Here is a 17631-nt window from a genome sequence, read left to right on the forward strand (position 1 = left end):
TCTCACGACCACGCTGCGCAGTGGCGTTACTTGGCTCCCTCGTTCGCGCTACTGGAGCGGAACGAACGCAGGCTCTCTGCCCCGCTTTCACGCAGGCGGTCCCGCTGAGCAGCGGTGAGGCACTGGGTGGTCGGCATGTTCGACCCGACCGTCTTTTCGCGCCTGCAGATCAGGCGGCTATCGCGGCGCGCTTTGGTGAGAATCGTGTTGACCACTTCCTGGTCATTAAAGAACGCTACCTTCGCCGCAGGAGAAAGTGCATCTGCGCTCCCATCGCCGATCAATGCCGTCATGCGATCCAGGGCAGAGATCACCAGCACGCGATCCTGATCGGCGATTTCACTATAGACCTCTCCCCCCATGAGGTCCGAGCGGACCTGTGCCTGCTGCGCTGGGAAAGGACTGTTTGCCTGCAAAGGAAGCGCAGGCGGCGCGGCAACGGCGGCGAGCGGAGACAGCGTCAGCGACAACAGCAGCAAGCATTTGAACATCGGACCACTCCTTAGTCATATGTCCCACTTTAACTCGTGCTGACAACCGCCCACAACAACACACATGCGAAAAAACAAGGCCCTGGCGCGAAACGCCAGGGCCTGAAGATTCCCGATCACCGGACCCACTGAGGAGGGCTGGGCACAGTGGGGACAGCCTAGGTGCAGCCGGATTAAAGGCTTGTTAAAAGCGTGCAAACAATTTGCACAAGCCGCAATCAACGCTTGAGGCTGGTCACGTAATCGATCATCCGCCCTGCCACGTCCCCTCCTGATACCGCTTCGATGCCCTCCAGGCCGGGGGTCGAGTTCACCTCCAGCACAAGCGGCCCCCGTTTGGAGCGGATCAGGTCCACACCCGCGATCCCCAGGCCCAGCGCCTTTGCCGACCGCACTGCCACCTGCTGCTCGGTCTTGCTGCACTGCACAGGTTCAGCCGTACCGCCCGCATGCAGATTCGAACGAAAATCTCCCTCCTGGGCCTGGCGGCGCATGGTCGCCACCACCTGGTCCCCCACCACCAGGCAGCGCAGGTCGGCCCCTTGCGCCTCGGCAATGAACTCCTGCATCAGGAAATTGGCGTACAGACCCCGCAACGCTTCAACCGTGCCCTTGGAGGCACTGAGCTTCTCGGTGAGGATCACGCCCCGGCCCTGGGTCCCCTCATTGAGCTTCACCACATGCGGCGGCGGACCCAGCATCGACAGCAGGTCATTGGTGTCGTCAGGGTTGTCGCCAAACACCGTCACTGGCATGTCGATACCCTTGGCCGCCAGCACCTGATGTGCGCGCAGCTTGTCGCGCGCACGCAGGATCGCGTCGGAAGGATTGGGGGTGCGTGCACCCATCATCTCGAACTGCCGCAGCACCGCCGTGCCATAGCGGGTGATGGAGGCACCGATGCGTGGAATCACCGCATCGAAGCCGGTCAAGGCCTTGCCCTTGTAATGCATGCCGAAATCGCCGGCGGTGATGCGCATGTAGCAGCGCAGCGGATCAAGGATACGCACGGTGTGGCCGCGCGCCCGCGCCGCCTCCACCAACCGGCGGGTCGAGTACAACTTGCTGTTGCGGGAGAGGATGGCGAGCTTCATTGCAGCCAGTTCGGTCAGAAGGCGCGCAGCATAACGCGAGGACGTTGTGCACGATGAGACGAAAAGAAGGCATCTGCCCGCCGTTCATGCAGGGCAGGTATTCGCTCGTTTGGGGAATCCAGTCCGCAGAGGGGACTGCTGGGCGACCACCGGTGTTGCAACCCACAGTGGTGCCTGAATGGAGCGGGCGAAGGGAAACTAATCCAAAATCCCCATTACCCACTGATTTAAAACGATTTCCAACAGACCGAAGTGGCCAAAAAAGCATCAAAACAGTACCTCAAACAGTACCTTTTTTTGCGCATGACGGCAACAATTTCGGGTATGGAATGAAGAGAGGCGAAGCCTCCACCAAAGCCGTTTTTGATGGTGCTTTTGGGGTGGCTTTTTGGGGTGTTTTTCGCACTCTTTTTTGTGCCTTTTCGCCCCTCCTGACTGGTGATTTTTTCACCACACTGGACGCCGAGACCTTAATTTTTGGTCGTCTCCGACTTCGCCCCCGGTTGGTGGCTCCATACGACAAAAGACTCTGGGTTGACCTGTGTCCCATCACCATGGCGGCCTGTTCTGGGGTCGTCTGACCGTCCGCAATGGACGCTTTCAGGTCACTACCGAGAGCATGACGAAACGTGTAGCAACTTATTTTATGAACGCAAAGTAAACGATTGAGGCTTCGGTAGTCTGCGCTGGTGGTTCCCAATGTGAACCGACCACCACGTTCAAGACACAATTCAGACAATCCACGCGCTACCACGCCATCCAACAAGAATGCAAGCCTGCGCTTTTCGTGTCCTCGGTTGTGGTCAACCTTTGCCCCACTGACTTCGATACCAACACCTTTGGGTTGTCCGTTCTTGTCTCGCAACAACCGAACTTCAACACCTTTCATCAGTTCGGATGGTCTGCAACCCGTGAGCGCCAAAACGGCCAACCGTTCTGTGTGCCGTTCCAAGAGTTGGGTTCCCCGGTGTCTCTTGTCCAGCAAAATGGCAGGTGCAACATCAATCGCAGGTGCGGTTGTGTTGCGTTTGGATTTGTTCACTGGTTGCAATCCGTTGGACTTCATCCAACGCAATTTGTCTTTCCACGTTGGATGACCAACGCCTAAAAACTGGTCATCGAGGGCAACGGCCAATTTCCACGCTTGGGTTGTGTACTGTTGTGCGGTTGCAATGTCCCCAGACTTTCGGGCCGCTTCTGACAGTTTGCGAAATGCGCGAATGTCATCAGCCATTGACCACCGGCACGCGGTTCGCAACTTGTTCCAGTGTTGGACACTGTTGGATTTCTCCCACGCTGTGACACCCTCAACGGTCAGCCGGTGGTAGACCTTTCTATATTCGTTTGCAGTTGATGCGTTGAGTTCGCGCTGTGGACAGTCATCAAGAACCTTCCGCGTGTATTTGTCAGCCAACAATGTCCACGGCCGATTGTTGGCAATAGCCTGTCTCTCGTAAAACCTTTTATCGCGTTCTAGTTTTTTTTCGTGCTTACTCGTCCACCCACTACACAGGGGTAGTGGTCGAACATCGTGCGCAACAACTGCGGTTTGTATGTCACAAACCGCAGTGGGGGCTGTGCCCCCGTGGCCACCTATCGGTCTACACTCTCGTTTCGACCTGTGTCCACTCCCCCCATTCTCGGACGGTATAACCGCCCGAGAATGGTGAGTGCTGTTGTCGGTGTGTGGACATTTTTGTTTCATCACTACAGCTAAACAGATTCGCGAAAACGCGCAAGTCATTGCACTGCACTGAATCGATGTGATGAATTTTTGTACAAATTTTCAGCGAAACGATTTCGTCTTGAGCGTCCATTGCTTGAGTTGCACTGCTCACACTGAAAAATTTTCCGTACAAATTTTTGCGAGGTCGTGAAAGTGGTTCAACACGCGATTGCGCGCCCACAGCGAATACGCTGGAAAGCGTTGCGCTAGAACGGTTTGAGAGCATTTCTCGCTAAAAGTCGTATGCCAAAGCGTATTCAGGCAAAAGCCTTGTGCTGTAAGCCTTTCCGTCAGAAAAGCACTCAAACGTATATACGTGCACAAACATCGTAGATGCGACATGTGCATATCTTCTCCTCCACATTTCCCGACAACCACTCAACCCCATCCACTGGGCTGTTGCTGTTGCTCTTTCTGCGTTTTTGTTCGTGCTTGCTTCTTCTTTTTGCTGTTACTTCACACCACTACCCCACCCTCCAACTTTTCTCACTGACGCTTTTTTTGTCGCCGTCGTTCTTCTTCATCAACCTCAACTCAACCGCTTTCCACAGTTCTAAACACTCAACTTTTTCTGTTGCTGTTGCTTCTTCCGTTGTTGTCGTCGTTTCTTCTGTCGTTGTTGTTCTGTTGCTCTTTCACTATCTCTGTCGTTGCTTTCGTCTCTTGTTGTTGTCGTTGTCACTTTGGTGCAACGGCAACCCAAAACACGGAACCACTCAATGATGGTTTTCATCACTGCGGTGCGCACGAAACCGTTGCTACGACGGCGTTTGAGCAATCATTTCACTCTAAAGCGGTGCGAGTAGCGGTGCGCACTGAAAGCCTTACACCGCAATGGTTTCGGCCATCTTTCCGAAGGATGGCGGTTACAACGAAGGTGCGATTGGTGTATGAGGAATTATTCTGCCTTGTGCTTCATCCATCACACAGAAGAACAACCCCTCTACGCGAGAACACCAACACATCATCATTGCGATGACGCACCACACTGAAGAACCAACACGCACAAAAAATAAAACTCGCTCTTGACTTAAGAGCGAGTTTTATTACCTTGAAGATATGGCCACGAGGTGTAACGAACCTGTGGCGAGTAAGGCAAAGAAAGATTTTGCGATACCCAAGCAGTGATTGCTCCTGATTTAAAGTTAGCAAGCAACTGAAAAAAATCAAGCCCCAACTCGCTACAACGTCCGAAAAATTTCTGGTCGTCGGATATGGAAGAAGCGGGATAACCACGCCGTAAGTATTCGTGACAACTGCATCAGGCGGGGAACAATTGAACACGATGCACCACACAACTAGACATGAAAGGCTTGGACGATTTCCCCCTGACATGTTGCTCCGAACTGGGTTCAAGGCGAAGTATGTTTCGCGCATCGGAGTGGTGATAACGACACACCGTTTATCACTTGTGGGCTACGGTCGGGCGGGTTTGAAATCAAATTCTACCGGGGTGGTTACAGACAAGTTCGTTGCCCGTAGGGAGTTTTTCCTGTGGAAAAACGAACAACATCTGTAAACACCCCTGAGTGGAAGTATCCACTTGTAAAAGCCATCTAGAACATAGAAAAGCTAAGCTATACATAAGCAAAGCTATAGATTCTCTAGAGAATCCACTCCATACATATGGGGGTGGGAAGGGGTTCACCCCTTCGGGTTACAAGTAAAACCACATGCCCTTAAAAGCACATAGCAAAGCAAATCGAGACGCGCAAAAAAAACGCCACATGCAAGTGGCGCTTTAATAATAAAATAATTCAATACGCCAGATTGTAGCGCGGATCATTACCCTTGGAGTGATCCATAACAACCATCCGCATCGAAAGTCTCAATATACCCCACGCTAGCGGGTACACATCTCGAATGATTTCATGCGAGTCATTCCATAAAGCAATTATCTTATCATCCGGTAGATATTTTCTTAGAGACTTTAGAACATCAGTAGCCGCCATAGCCCGCACAAAAGAACCTTGGTTAACAGCCCACTCATTGGTACTGGCAACTACCCCATTGAAATTTTGCACATCTGAGAGCGACGTCCAAACGTCATGATTATGCTGTTCATAACCTCGTGCTGTGAGCGTAGCAGTGAGTTGGTCGCGCTTCTCGCACGCAGAATAGTCGTCGTACCCACCTCTACACGCATCTTGAACAACCCACCATTGCTCTAAGAGCGCGGTATCACTGAGGGCTCCAAATCCTTCGTCAGCATTTGCGGGCACTGCACAAATAGACATGGCAGTAAGAACAGACAATACCAGCCCGCGAAATAGCACTGAAAGGTTCAACACGGACTTACCCACAATCTTCGAAAGAACAAACTCACTTTGCATCTTGACCTCCATGTTAGCCAACGGCGCTCTTTTTTACCTTCACCAATTCAATGGGCGCTTCCCGCAACTGTCGTTTGAACATACCTTTTTTGTACGCTGACAATTCAACCAACGGCCTGAACTTTTCCAATCCAGCAACTTGGTCGGGGATTGCTTTCTCGATGTACACCTCACTCAACGTTGGGGCTACACCCTTCACAGCGTGGCCCGTGATAGATGCAATCGTTGGAACGGAAACATCACAACGCTCCATTTCAGTGGCGATGGTGTGGCGAAATGCGTGGAAACCTAGACCAGCATCCTCAATGCCACATTCCTTTTTTAGGTACGCGCTGAACTGTCGTGACAACTGACGACCGAAACCCAACCCTGTTGAGTTCGGCAAGTTCGGGAACAATCGTTTGTGTCCAGAGTTCCGAACGTCGTCCACGTACTTCAAGAACCCAGCATTCAAAACGGGTTTGGCGATGGGAACGAACCGCAATGAGTTATCGTTCTTGACCTTTTGCCCAAGGTCTTTTTTGCGTCGGACAACGAAACCCCAAACGCCCAACTTGTTCTCAATGTCATCAACGCGAAGTTGTCCAACCTCGTTGACTCGCGCACCGGAGTACAACCCCAACATCGCGCCAAACCATCTGTGCGGCCATTTCTTGGCCCACGCTGAGAACCTGTTGGGTTCAAAGATAATTGCCAGTTCACCTGCTGAAAATGGTCGTCCGCCATCTTCATCGCTGGGTTGCGGAATTCCGCGAATTCCATGCACTGGATTCACGTCCATATCTTTCGATGCAACCAACGAATTAAACAACACACTCAACCGTTGCGTGTGCTTCTGCACTGTTCGCGCGGCAGGTTCTGGTTCGTCGTTCTTCTGTGCCAGCGCAATGACTTCAAGCACCGACAAATTTTTGTACTGGCTCATTTTCGAAGCATTTTTCGGCCACCAGCGAACGCCATCCAAAAACGCACGAATGTCGTTTTGCTTGATGTCTGCAACCAGTTTTTTCTCGTCATTGATGATGCCTGCGAACAACTTCAACGTGTGTTGACTGTCGAGAATTGTACGACCGTCCAACTTCTCACGTTGCAAATCTGCGATGTGGTCGGCAATGGCCCGAGCAAGTGTCAGACTGCTTTTTTTCGGTTCGGACTGTGCAACAGCGGATGCGCCAATGTCAGACAAGAACTTTGAAAATCGTTGAGCATCTTCATCGCTCTCAACTTTGACACCCTTCAAACGGGTGCCGTTGGCAAGCACGATTTCATCGGTTTGCCAGTCTTTGGACTTACCCGTCTGCAACGCTCTCAAACCGCTTTTGAGAGCCTTCAATTCGTCACTTGCCATTGTCCCCAATCTCACACTGTCAAACGCTCTGGACAGTGTCACAGCCATTCTGGCCGCTATCAATCGGGCATCGTCTTTGACCGCCCAAAGTGGCCGAACAACGTAAGTTGACCCCAACGTTTGACGCAGGTCGATGGGAACCAAAAAACGGACATACAGACCCGAACGTCTGCGAAGAATGTAGGGCTTTGGCACGAAAACAGTACCTCAAACAGTACCTCGGGAGGGTCTGTTTCGGCGCTTTTTCGCTGGAAATTTCGCTTTAGAATCAGCAACTTATTGAAGTTACTGGAGCGGGCGAAGGGAATCGAACCCTCGTCAGTAGCTTGGGAAGCTACAGCTCTACCATTGAGCTACGCCCGCTTGGCGAGCGGCAAGTCTATGCGCCGCGGGTACCGCAGCGCAATGGCTGGGCACCGTGCGGGCCTTGTGCCCAGCCCGGCAATCGAACGCCTCAGGCAACCCCTGTCACCCCATGAAGGCGGCAACAGGGTAGGCCCTGCCAATGGTTGCTGCCTCCAGGGACAGCAACCGTATGGCGTATCGCTTTAGAAGCTGCCGCCAAAGCTGGCGAACAAGGTGGCATCGCGTGCCGACTTCTGCAGCGTGGTGGTGCTCAGGCCGATGTTGCTGTCCAGGCCCCACAGCTTGATGCGTGCGCCCAGAACGGCCGTGGCGTAATCACGGTCGAACTCCAGGCCCGGCACCTTGTAGCTGCCCACGTCCGCCATGGTCTGCAACCAGGCGCTGGCCTGCTTGCCGTCTTCGAACTCATGGTCGTAGGTCACCTGCACGTAAGGCTGCACCGAACCACCATCAAAACGCGCCTGCCAGCCGATCCGGCCCACGGTCGAGTCCACATCCTGGTCGCCGTAGCCCATTGCGGTGGCACTGAGGTTTGATTCGGTATAGCCATCCAGCTTGACCTTCTGCCAGATCACGCCTGCCACCGGCCCGTGGCGGAAGCCACCCTCCTGACCGAACTCGTAACCACCGGTGACCGCCGCAGTGAGGTTGCTGCCATCCGGCGAACCCTTGTGCTCGCGGGTGGCCGGGCCCAGTTGCACCTTGCGGGTGACGTCGTAGCCCAGCCAGCTGTAGCTGACCTGGCCATTGACCCAGGCGTTGTCGCCATACCAGCCGGCAAACAGGCCCAAGGTGGTGTCATCCTGGGTGAAATCACCCTGGCTGTTGCCGAAGTCCGCATCCATCCGGCCATAGCCGGCGAAGCCGCCGAGCACCATGCCATCGCGCGCCCAGTCGATGCCGAACAGTCCGGCCGGCGCCATGCCGTCATACAGGTCGGCGTGCGCATAGCGCTGCATGTCCCCTCGCAGGTTGCCCCACCAGCTCAGGCCGTCAGCCGGCCGGCCACCGACGTGGGAGCCCACTTGATCGGCACGGGCGCGGCCAATGGTCTGCGCCGAGTGGCTCAGGATCTGCTGCAGGCGCGGCGCTTCAAGCACCGAGATCGCGTATTCGCCCAGTATCTGGTGGGCGGCGGTGCTCGGGTGCACGCCATCGGCAAACACATAGGTATTGGCTGCATTCGGTGCCGCCACGGTCAGCGGCGAGCACACCAGCGACGAAGCCGAGGTGCAGGCTATGTCGCTGACGTTGGTGAAACCGTAGGCACCCGGCGAAGCAACGATTTCCTGCAGGATGGTGAAGGTATCCACCGGAATCACCTGCAGGCCAGCCTGCTTCAGGCCTCCGAACAGCGCGTCGTTGTAGGACTTGGCCAGGGCGGTGCCCTGTGCCATGGCGACAGCGCCGCCAGCACGCGAAGACGGGGTCAGGCCGATATCCGGCAGATTGGGCACCATGACGTACTGGGCACCTGCCCCCTTCAGCGCACCGACGATGCCCACCTGGTCGGCAACCGCCGCACCAATGGTTGCCGCTGCCGGCGCGCCAGCAGCCACGGCAAACAGGTCATTGGCGCCACCCCAGACGGTATACAGGGCATTGGCATCGGCCTTGCCGCCATTGGCTGCGAGATAGCTGGCCATCTGCGTCTTCAACGAGGCCACCGGCTGCGCCGGGGTACCGGGGGCGAGCGTCACCGAGCTGTCCACGCCGACGCGTGCACCACCGATGGCGTAGTTGTCTCCGCCCTGGCCGTTACCGTTGGGTACGGCATTGGTGCCGTAATGGTCGGCCAGGTAGTCGGACCAGACCCAGCCCGGATTGGTGGTGAACCGCCCGACCAACGCCGCGTTCGGGTCCAGCTGCATCAGCACCGGGCGGAAGTGACCGGTATCGGTCAGGCTGTCGCCAAAAAACACCGTCTTGGAGAACGGTGATTGGGCCATGGCGGGGGCAGCAGCCAACGCGATGGCAACAGCCACGGCAGTACGCAGCGGACGGAAGGAAAGCGACATGGGGAAACTCCTGAAGTGGGGTAAAACACAGACGGCATACGCCGCCGCACGTTGTTATGTTTTCATTACCACGTAAGACGCACACGCTGCGCTGCGGCATCGACGGGCTCCCGGCTGGGCTTTTGGGCTTGCACTGGCCAGAATGAGACGATGAACATCCAGCTCAATGGCGAACCACGCCAGCTCCCCACCCCGTTCACCCTGACCGAATTGCTGTCCAACGAAGGGTTGGGCCAACGGCGCGTGGCAGTAGAGGTCAATGCCGAGATCGTGCCGCGCAGCCAGCATGCGACCCATCAGCTGCAGGACGGTGACGTCGTGGAAATCGTGCATGCATTGGGCGGTGGCTGAAGCAATCAGCGACGCAGGCCGCGGCCGGTAGTGCCGAGCCATACTCGGCAGGCGCCTTCCCAACGATGCTCGTGGGACCGGCGCCAGCCGCGAAGCTGGCGACCATGAAAGCCCCTCCCTTTGCTGCAGGAGCGCGGCTGCATGACTGCTCGCTTGATCAATAGGGCGCAGCGGTGCTGCGCGTGGGGCGTTACCGATGAAACCTCTGCCGAGCATGGCGCGGCACTACTGGGCTGGCGGCGCTGGGGCATTACCGGCGAAGCCCCCGCCGAGCATGGCTCGGCACTACAGGTTGGCGGGATGGGTGATAATTCGCCCATGAATGCACATGTCCCCACCGACTCGCTGGTCATCGCCGGCAAGACCTATTCCTCCCGGCTGCTGACCGGCACCGGCAAGTTCAAGGATCTGGAAGAAACCCGCCTGGCCACCGAGGCCGCCGGCGCCCAGATCGTCACCGTGGCCATCCGCCGCACCAATATCGGCCAGAACCCCGGCGAGCCCAATCTGCTCGACGTGCTGCCGCCGGACCGCTACGCCATCCTGCCCAATACCGCCGGCTGCTACACCGCCGAGGATGCCGTACGTACCTGCCGCCTAGCCCGCGAGCTGCTCGACGGCCATAACCTGACCAAACTCGAAGTACTGGGCGACCAGAAAACCCTGTACCCGGACGTGATGGCCACGCTCAAGGCTGCCGAACAGTTGGTCAAGGATGGCTTCGACGTCATGGTCTACACCTCCGATGACCCGATCCTGGCCAAGCGCCTGGAAGAAATCGGCTGCGCTGCGGTGATGCCGCTGGCTGCGCCGATTGGTTCGGGCCTGGGCATCCAGAACAAGTACAACCTGATCGAGATCATCGAGAACGCCAAGGTGCCGATCATTGTCGATGCCGGCGTCGGCACCGCGTCCGACGCAGCCATCGCGATGGAGCTGGGCTGCGACGGCGTGCTGATGAACACTGCCATTGCCGGTGCTCGCAATCCGGTATTGATGGCCAGCGCCATGCGCAAGGCAGTGGAAGCTGGCCGTGAGGCCTTCCTGGCCGGGCGCATCCCGCGCAAGCGCTACGCCAGCGCCTCCTCCCCGGTAGATGGGCTGATCGGCTGATGACCAATCCTTTTGACAGTGCAGGCGCCAAGGCGCCGCCCAAGCCTTTCACCGTGACCGAAGGCCGCCGCGAGATCCGCAGCTTCGTATTGCGCCAGGGTCGCTTCACCCCGGCCCAGCAGCGCGCGTTCGACGAACGCTGGCCGCGCTTCGGCATCGACTTCAACGGCGAGCCACGCGACCTGGATGCCACCTTTGGCCGCAACGCGCCCAAGGTGCTGGAGATTGGCTTCGGCAACGGCGCCGCGCTGCGCTACGCCGCGCAGTTCGACACCAGCAAGGACTACATCGGCATCGAGGTGCATGCACCGGGTGTTGGCCGCCTGCTCAATGCGCTGGCCGATGACAACGCCGACAACGTCAAGCTCTACCACCACGATGCGGTCGAGGTGCTGGAGAAGGAAATCGCCGACGGCGCGCTGGATGAAATCCGCATCTACTTCCCCGATCCCTGGCACAAGAAGCGCCACAACAAGCGCCGCCTGGTGCAGCCGGCGTTTGCCGAACTGCTGGTGCGCAAGCTGCGCCCGGGCGGTCGCCTGCACTGCGCCACCGACTGGGAGGATTACGCCGAACAGATGTGGGAAGTGCTGGATGCGACGGCCGGGCTGGTCAACCGTGCCGGCCCGCGTGGCGCGGTACCGCGTCCGGACTGGCGTCCGCAGACCCACTTCGAGACCCGCGGCCAGAAGCTCGGCCATGGCGTGTGGGATTTGTTGTATGACAAGGATTAGGGATTGGTGATTCGGGATTCGGGATTCGGGATTCGGGATTCGGGATTCGGGATTCGGGATTCGGGATTAGGGATTCGCAAACGCGTAAGGTGCAATGACAACTTCACTTTCCAGCAGAAACACCCCGCGGACTACGCCAATAGCGCAGTGTGAGCTTGGCTTTGCGCTCCGATTTCCGATCACCCGTCGGTTCGCTTTGCCGTTCAAGCAATATCGCTCCACCCCATCCCCAATCCCCACTGCCAGATCCCAGCCCTGATGGATACCGCGCTGACGCTCACCACCGATATGAAGCTCGTGCTCGGGCTGGTGGGCTTCACGATGGCGATGTTCCTGTTCGAGCGCATCCGCGCCGACGTGGTCGCCTTGGTGGTGATGGTGGTGCTGGGCGTCACCGGCCTGATCGCCCCGGAGGAAATCTTCGGCGGCTTCTCCGGTAACGCGGTGATGAGCATCATCGCCACCACCATCCTCGGCGCCGGCCTGGACCGCACCGGTGCCTTGAACCGGCTCGCGGGTTGGTTGCTGCGGCGCTCGCACGGGCTGGAACAACGGCTGCTGCTGTTGACCACGGCCACCGCCGGCTTGAACTCCTCGTTCATGCAGAACCCGTCGGTCATGGCCTTGTACCTGCCGGTCGCCTCACGCCTGGCCTCACGCACCGCACTGACCCTGAAGCGCCAGTTGCTGCCGATCTCGGCAGCAATCGTGATGGGCGGCGCGCTGACCATGGTCGGCAACTCACCGCTGATCCTGCTCAACGACTTGCTGGTCTCGGCCAACAACAACCTGCCATCGGGCACCGCCACCATCGAGCCGCTGCGCATGTTCGCGCCGCTGCCGATCGGTGTCGCACTGCTGATCGCATCGCTGGCCTACTTCCGCTTCTATGGCAGCCGCAAACTGCAGGAAGAAGAGATCGAGAGCGAGGATGGCCAGGCTCCGGCCCGCACCGAGAGCTATTTCGCCAAGGCCTACGGCATCGAAGGCGATGTTTTCGAACTGCTGGTCACTGCCGAAAGTCCGCTGGTGGGCATGACCGTCGGCGAAGCCGAGAACCTGTTCGATGCACCGCTGCTGCTGGCGCTGAAAACCGGCGATGACACCCGCTTGTCGCCGCCGGCGGACATGCGCATCTGGGTCGGCAGCGTGATCGGTGCCATGGGCCCGCGCCAGCAGGTGTCGGATTTTGCGCAGAACCAGTTCCTGCGCATGTCCTCGCGGCTGAAACAGCTGGGCGACCTGTTCAATCCCGCCCGCGCCGGTATTTCCGAAGCGGTGATTCCGCCCACCTCGAAGGTGATCGGCAAGACCGCCGGCGAGTTGCGCCTGCGCAAGGAACGCGGCATCAGCCTGCTGGCGATCAACCGCGACAAGCAGGTGATCCGCGAGGACGTGCGGAACACGCCGCTGCGTGCCGGCGACATGCTGGTTTTCCACAGCATCTGGCAGGACCTGGCCGCGGCAGCGGAAACCCGCGATTTCGTGGTGGTCACCGACTATCCCAAGGGCGAGCAGCGCCCGCACAAATTCAAGATTGCGATGGCGATCTTCGCCATCACCATCATCATCGCGCTGACCTCGCACCTGCCGGTGGCGCTGACCCTGCTGACCGGTGTGGCCGGCATGCTGTTGACCGGCGTGCTGCGCATGGACGAAGCCTACGCCGCGATCAACTGGAAGACCATCTTCATGATGGCCGGCCTGATCCCGTTGGGCTGGGCGATGGACAGCAGCGGCGCAGCGGCCTGGATCGCTGGCCATACCATCGACAAGCTGCCCAGCGGCATCCCGGTTTGGGCCCTTGAAATTGCATTGGCGCTGCTGACCACGGCGTTCTCGCTGGTGATCAGCCATGTCGGCGCGACCATCGTGATGGTGCCCATCGCGGTGAACCTGGCGCTGGCGGCGGGCGGTAATCCCACCGCGTTCGCACTGATCGTGGCGTTGTCGGCCTCGAACAATCTGATGACCGCATCCAACCCGGTCATTTCGATGGCGATGGGCCCGGCCAAATACACCCCGCGCGAAATGTGGCGCGTTGGTGGCCCGCTATCGCTGCTCTACACCGCGATCGTGGTGATCATGATCAACATCATGTTTTAAGTAGCAGCCCCGGTTTCTGCAAGCGCGACGCAAGCCGCGAAACCGGCGGCACTTCCGGCGCTGGTGAGCAAGCGCCGTCCGTGATCCAGCCAGTGCCAGTGTCTGCTCTACCAGGCATCTTTGGCGTTGCGGCTTGCGCCGCTCCTGCAAGATCGGCCAGATCGCTCTCAGCCCAGCAGCACCTTGCCGTCGTGCACCCGCACCGGCACCGCCCGCAGCGCATCCCCCTTGCAAGGCCCTGCCACGCAGAGGCCGCCCTCCAGCTCGAACGAAGCACCGTGCACTGCACATACCAGGTGCCCCTCGCGACTCTTCAGGAACTGCCCTGGCGCCCAGTCCAATGCGCGACCCGCATGCGGACATACGTTCAACCATGCCCGCACCTTGTCGCCATCGCGGTACAGGACAAGCGTTTCTGCGTCGCCATCAACAACGGCAGGTACCGCATGAAAACCTTGGTCGGGAACGGATTCGACGAGGGCAAGTTCAATTTCGGGAACGGTCGTACTGGACATCACAACACCGGCGCTCATGAGGTGCTCATTGTCGCACGCCGGCATTTTCATGAACGAATCTGACCGCCGTCACTCTTCTGCTGCCTGTTCAGGAAAAAATTAACGACAACTTCACGCATTGCCGGGCTGCCGCCCCGATACTCCCCCGCACACCTGCCGTCACCTTACTTTCATGCAGATCCGGTACTTCCAATTCGCAAAGCTCCGCAACCTGGTCGAGCCGCGCAAGCCACGCAATCCGCTGGTACGGATCGCGCTGGGCCTTCTTGGCTTGGTGATCCTGGCGGTGCTGGTGGTGGGCGGCGTTTTCATCGGCGCAGCCATGATCCTGGGTGGCATCGCCTGGAAGCTGCTGGCCGCACGCAAGGCACGCAACCTCAACAACAAGGCCGACCCTACCGTCGTCGACGCTGAGTACCGCGTTGTGCGAAAAGCGGCGCTGCCACAGCCTCGCTGAGGATTGTTCCGCAACCCATGTAGTGCCGAGCCATGCTCGGCATGGGCCTTGGCGCCAAAAGCCTCCCCTCACCCAAGCCCCTCTCCGTAAACGGGACAAGGGCTCATGTAGTGCCGAGCCATGCTCGGTATGGGCGTTACCGCCCAAAGCCTGCGCACAACGCTGCCTGCACACAACACGCCCCCGTCCGCTAGACTTTTGCGTCGTTTCACCTGGACGCAAACATGACCGATCTGATCCCCGCCCTGCCCCAGCCCCGTATCCCGGTTTCCGGGGGCGGCACGTTCCCGGTGCACCGCATTTATTGCGTAGGCCGCAATTTCGCCGACCATGCCCGCGAAATGGGCGCCGCCGTGCCAGCTGCGGCCGAGCGTGGCCAGCCGATGTTCTTCATGAAGCCGGCCGACGCCATCGTGGTCGGCGATGCTCCAGTGCCGTATCCGTCGGCCACCACCGACCTGCACCATGAGGTCGAGCTGGTCGTAGCGCTGGGCAAGGACGCACCTGCCGGCGTACTCGCCGCCGATGAAGCAATGGCCTTGGTGCTGGCCTATGGCGTGGGGCTGGACCTGACCCGGCGCGACCTGCAGGCAGCGGCCAAGGCCAAGGGTGGCCCCTGGGATATCGCCAAGGGTTTCGACCACTCTGCCCCGGTCAGCACGCTGGTGCCGGTCGCGGAAGTCTCCGATCTGGCGACACTGGAGTTGTCGCTGGAAATCAATGGCCAGCTGCGACAGAAGTCCACCCTGGACCAGATGATCTGGGACGTGCCCGAGATCCTGCACGAGCTGTCCAAGCTGTATGCCCTGCGCGCCGGCGACCTGATCTTCATGGGAACCCCGGCCGGCGTCGCCGCCCTGCAGCGCGGCGACCACTTCAGCGCCAGACTCGGGCAGATCGCACAACGTGACGGCGTGATCGCCTGATGACATCCACTGGAGTAGGCTTCGCCAGCCCTCCCCTTATGCATATTCAGGAGTAACACATGGGAATGATCAGCGAATTCAAGGAATTTGCGATGCGCGGCAACGTCATCGACCTGGCGGTCGGTGTCGTCATCGGCGGCGCCTTTGGCAAGATCGTCACTTCACTGGTGGACAAGGTCATCATGCCGCCGATCGGCTGGCTGATCGGCAACGTCGATTTCTCTGCGCTGGCCTGGACCCTGGCCCCGGCCAAGATCGGTGCCGATGGCAAGGAAATCCCCGCGGTGGTGATCGGCTACGGCGATTTCATCAACACCCTCATCCAATTCATCATCGTCGCCTTCGCCATCTTCATGCTGATCAAGGTGGTCAACCGCCTGTCGCGCAAGAAGGAAGAAGCCCCGGCCGCTCCGCCGGAGCCGACCGAAGAGGTGCTGCTGCTGCGCGAAATCCGTGACAGCCTCAACAAGCAGTAAGCAATCCGCTGCAATCGTATGAAAACGGCCGGGCTTTGCCCGGCCGTTCTTTTTTACAGGCGGTTAGAACTGCAGGGTCATCGATACTTGCGGGCTGAGATAGGAGGCACTATTTCGTCCGCCCGGCAGGGAGGCCTGCACGCCGACCAGAAAGCCCAGTTTGTCGCTGACGTTGTACTCCACTGCCGGGGCAATGCTGAAGCTTCGGCTCGCCCCATCATGGCGATGCACACGCTGACGTTCGCCATCTGCGTCAAGCTCGGTGCCATCCAGCAGATTGCCCGATTGACGTGCAGCGATCAGGTCCAACGCCAGCACCCAGTGCTGGTCGATGCTGTATTCCAATCCCAATGCAGCACCCAACGCAGGGCCCGGGCTGACGTGCCCACGGAAGCTGCGCTCGGTCGCATAGACGCTTCTGCCTGTGATCGATACGTCCCTTGGCGCAGGGCTCCAGCGCAGTTGCCAACGCCAGCGCAAAGGTCGCCCGTTCGGCAGCCAATGATAGTTCTGCCCCAGCAGCGAAAAATTATTGCGATAGACACCACTGCCTTGACCATTGAGCAGGTTGTCGCCGAGTTTGTCGTAGCGCCCGGTGGGCAGCCCCAAGCCCCACATCACCGCAAGCGCTGATCTGCTGTTGAGCGGATCACCTTCGCGCAGCAGATAGCGCAAGCGCAGCGCACTGTCGGCCATCCGGTAGCCATTGCTATGCCGCCCGTCCTGCGAGCTGCGGGCGCTTTCCACTATCAGCTCACCGGTGAGGCGGTCGGTAAGCCCCGCGCTGAGCAACACCGACAGCAAGGAGGTGTCGTTGGCATGCTCCAAGGCATGTCGGTCACCTTTGTCGTCGTAGCGACCGGAGGTGTGGGTCTGCACCAGATAGGGCTGGATGAAGAACTGCCCCTGCGGCAGTGTCGAGGGCGACGGCGTCACCAAGGGCCCGGTGAAACGCACATCCTCCAGTGAGTGCGCCTGCGCCCAAACCGCCGTAGGCGAAAGCGTTGCTACCAACAACGTCCATGCCGCCCTGTTTCGCAATGTCATTACTACGTCCTGAGTCTCCACCCCATCGGTGGAGACTCAGGCTCTCCCGCAGCACAGCATCGCGGCCACCGGAAAACTCCCATTCCCTGTGTAGTCGAACCCGTCGGGCTATTTGACTAGGCGATCTGTGCCTGCAACGCCAGAGGTATTGATCCAGATTCCATCAAGCTTTTGCCCATACCAACTGGCACATTCCCTGCCGAGTTCTCACTGTTACCCTGACAGCCCAATCCACTGTGGAACCGAACATGCGCCGCCGTGCCCTTGCTCTCGCCATCGTGCTGCTCTGCACCTCCGCCGCAGCTGCCGCCGCTCCCACCCACATCCCGGACCAGGCGCTGGCCCAAGCTGCGCAATTGCGTGAGCAGGCGTTGGCGGACAACACCGGCTGGCAGGTTGTCGAATCCCTGACCACCGAAGTGGGGCCGCGCATGGCTGGCAGCGAGGCCGATGCGCGTGCGGTGGAATGGGCCAAGGCCAAGTTCAAGGCGCTGGGCTTTGACAAGGTGTGGACCGAGCCGGTGACCTTC

The 17631-nt window shown here is 58.9% G+C and carries 15 protein-coding genes, 1 tRNA gene and 1 pseudogene; 8 read left to right on the forward strand and 9 right to left on the reverse strand.

The genetic code is table 11. From position 1 onward, the window contains the following. Positions 1 to 26 precede the first annotated feature (26 nt). From RT460_RS15025 to RT460_RS15055, 7 genes are all read right to left on the reverse strand, one after another. Entirely contained in the window at positions 27 to 491 is a 465-nt protein-coding gene (locus RT460_RS15025; RefSeq protein WP_313319804.1) for a hypothetical protein, read from the reverse strand. A gap of 218 nt (positions 492 to 709) precedes the next feature. Continuing rightward, complete coding sequence (gene rimK, locus RT460_RS15030; protein WP_313319806.1) at positions 710 to 1585, reverse strand: 30S ribosomal protein S6--L-glutamate ligase; 876 nt, start codon at positions 1583 to 1585, stop codon at positions 710 to 712. A 280-nt stretch (positions 1586 to 1865) separates the two neighbouring features. After that, entirely contained in the window at positions 1866 to 2819 is a 954-nt protein-coding gene (locus tag RT460_RS15035) for a hypothetical protein (RefSeq protein ID WP_313319808.1), read from the reverse strand. 2249 nt (positions 2820 to 5068) lie between these two features. Beyond that, positions 5069 to 5644 carry a hypothetical protein gene (locus RT460_RS15040; RefSeq protein WP_313319810.1) on the reverse strand — a complete coding sequence of 192 codons (576 nt, stop codon included), beginning with the start codon at positions 5642 to 5644 and terminating at the stop codon, positions 5069 to 5071. 13 nt (positions 5645 to 5657) lie between these two features. Continuing rightward, the gene (locus RT460_RS15045; protein ID WP_313319812.1) at positions 5658 to 6992 is read right to left on the reverse strand and encodes a site-specific integrase; all 1335 of its coding nucleotides are present in this window, start codon (positions 6990 to 6992) and stop codon (positions 5658 to 5660) included. Positions 6993 to 7281: 289 nt separating this feature from the next. Beyond that, positions 7282 to 7355 (reverse strand) — tRNA-Gly (locus tag RT460_RS15050). A gap of 185 nt (positions 7356 to 7540) precedes the next feature. Next, positions 7541 to 9376: an autotransporter domain-containing protein gene (locus RT460_RS15055; RefSeq protein ID WP_313319814.1), complete on the reverse strand. Its 1836-nt coding sequence runs from the start codon at positions 9374 to 9376 to the stop codon at positions 7541 to 7543. A gap of 150 nt (positions 9377 to 9526) precedes the next feature. Here RT460_RS15055 and thiS point away from each other — a divergent pair, with 150 nt between their 5' ends. The 4 genes from thiS to RT460_RS15075 all read left to right on the forward strand — a co-directional run bounded on the left by thiS (position 9527) and on the right by RT460_RS15075 (position 13680). Continuing rightward, positions 9527 to 9727, forward strand: a complete 201-nt coding sequence (thiS, locus tag RT460_RS15060) for a sulfur carrier protein ThiS (RefSeq protein ID WP_313319816.1) — start codon at positions 9527 to 9529, stop codon at positions 9725 to 9727. A 318-nt stretch (positions 9728 to 10045) separates the two neighbouring features. Beyond that, the gene (locus tag RT460_RS15065) at positions 10046 to 10840 is read left to right on the forward strand and encodes a thiazole synthase (protein ID WP_062166729.1); all 795 of its coding nucleotides are present in this window, start codon (positions 10046 to 10048) and stop codon (positions 10838 to 10840) included. Continuing rightward, a complete protein-coding gene (trmB, locus tag RT460_RS15070; RefSeq protein WP_313319818.1) occupies positions 10840 to 11574 on the forward strand; it encodes a tRNA (guanosine(46)-N7)-methyltransferase TrmB in 735 nt (244 codons plus the stop codon). The genes RT460_RS15065 and trmB overlap by 1 nt, the downstream gene beginning before the upstream one ends. Before the next feature lie 258 nt (positions 11575 to 11832). Continuing rightward, on the forward strand, positions 11833 to 13680 hold the full coding sequence (locus RT460_RS15075) for an SLC13 family permease (RefSeq protein WP_313319820.1): 1848 nt from the start codon (positions 11833 to 11835) through the stop codon (positions 13678 to 13680). Between the two features lie 167 nt (positions 13681 to 13847). On the opposite strand, the gene RT460_RS15080 is transcribed toward RT460_RS15075, so the two are convergent. Then, a complete protein-coding gene (locus tag RT460_RS15080) occupies positions 13848 to 14195 on the reverse strand; it encodes a Rieske (2Fe-2S) protein (RefSeq protein ID WP_313319832.1) in 348 nt (115 codons plus the stop codon). Positions 14196 to 14367: 172 nt separating this feature from the next. On the opposite strand from RT460_RS15080, the gene RT460_RS15085 reads away from it, so the two are divergent. The 3 genes from RT460_RS15085 (at position 14368) to mscL (ending at position 16054) form a co-directional block, all read left to right on the forward strand. Continuing rightward, on the forward strand, positions 14368 to 14652 hold the full coding sequence (locus RT460_RS15085) for a hypothetical protein (protein ID WP_313319822.1): 285 nt from the start codon (positions 14368 to 14370) through the stop codon (positions 14650 to 14652). 224 nt (positions 14653 to 14876) lie between these two features. Further along, the gene (locus RT460_RS15090; RefSeq protein ID WP_313319824.1) at positions 14877 to 15578 is read left to right on the forward strand and encodes a fumarylacetoacetate hydrolase family protein; all 702 of its coding nucleotides are present in this window, start codon (positions 14877 to 14879) and stop codon (positions 15576 to 15578) included. Between the two features lie 59 nt (positions 15579 to 15637). Next, a complete protein-coding gene (gene mscL, locus RT460_RS15095; protein ID WP_313319826.1) occupies positions 15638 to 16054 on the forward strand; it encodes a large-conductance mechanosensitive channel protein MscL in 417 nt (138 codons plus the stop codon). A gap of 63 nt (positions 16055 to 16117) precedes the next feature. On the opposite strand, the gene RT460_RS15100 is transcribed toward mscL, so the two are convergent. Beyond that, positions 16118 to 17101 carry a hypothetical protein gene (locus RT460_RS15100; protein ID WP_313319828.1) on the reverse strand — a complete coding sequence of 328 codons (984 nt, stop codon included), beginning with the start codon at positions 17099 to 17101 and terminating at the stop codon, positions 16118 to 16120. 248 nt (positions 17102 to 17349) lie between these two features. Between RT460_RS15100 and RT460_RS15105 the strand changes: the two are divergent. Next, positions 17350 to 17631: pseudogene (locus RT460_RS15105) on the forward strand (peptidase M28 family protein); the annotation flags it as partial.

Source organism: Stenotrophomonas sp., assembly GCF_032061965.1.
Classification (GTDB): domain Bacteria; phylum Pseudomonadota; class Gammaproteobacteria; order Xanthomonadales; family Xanthomonadaceae; genus Stenotrophomonas.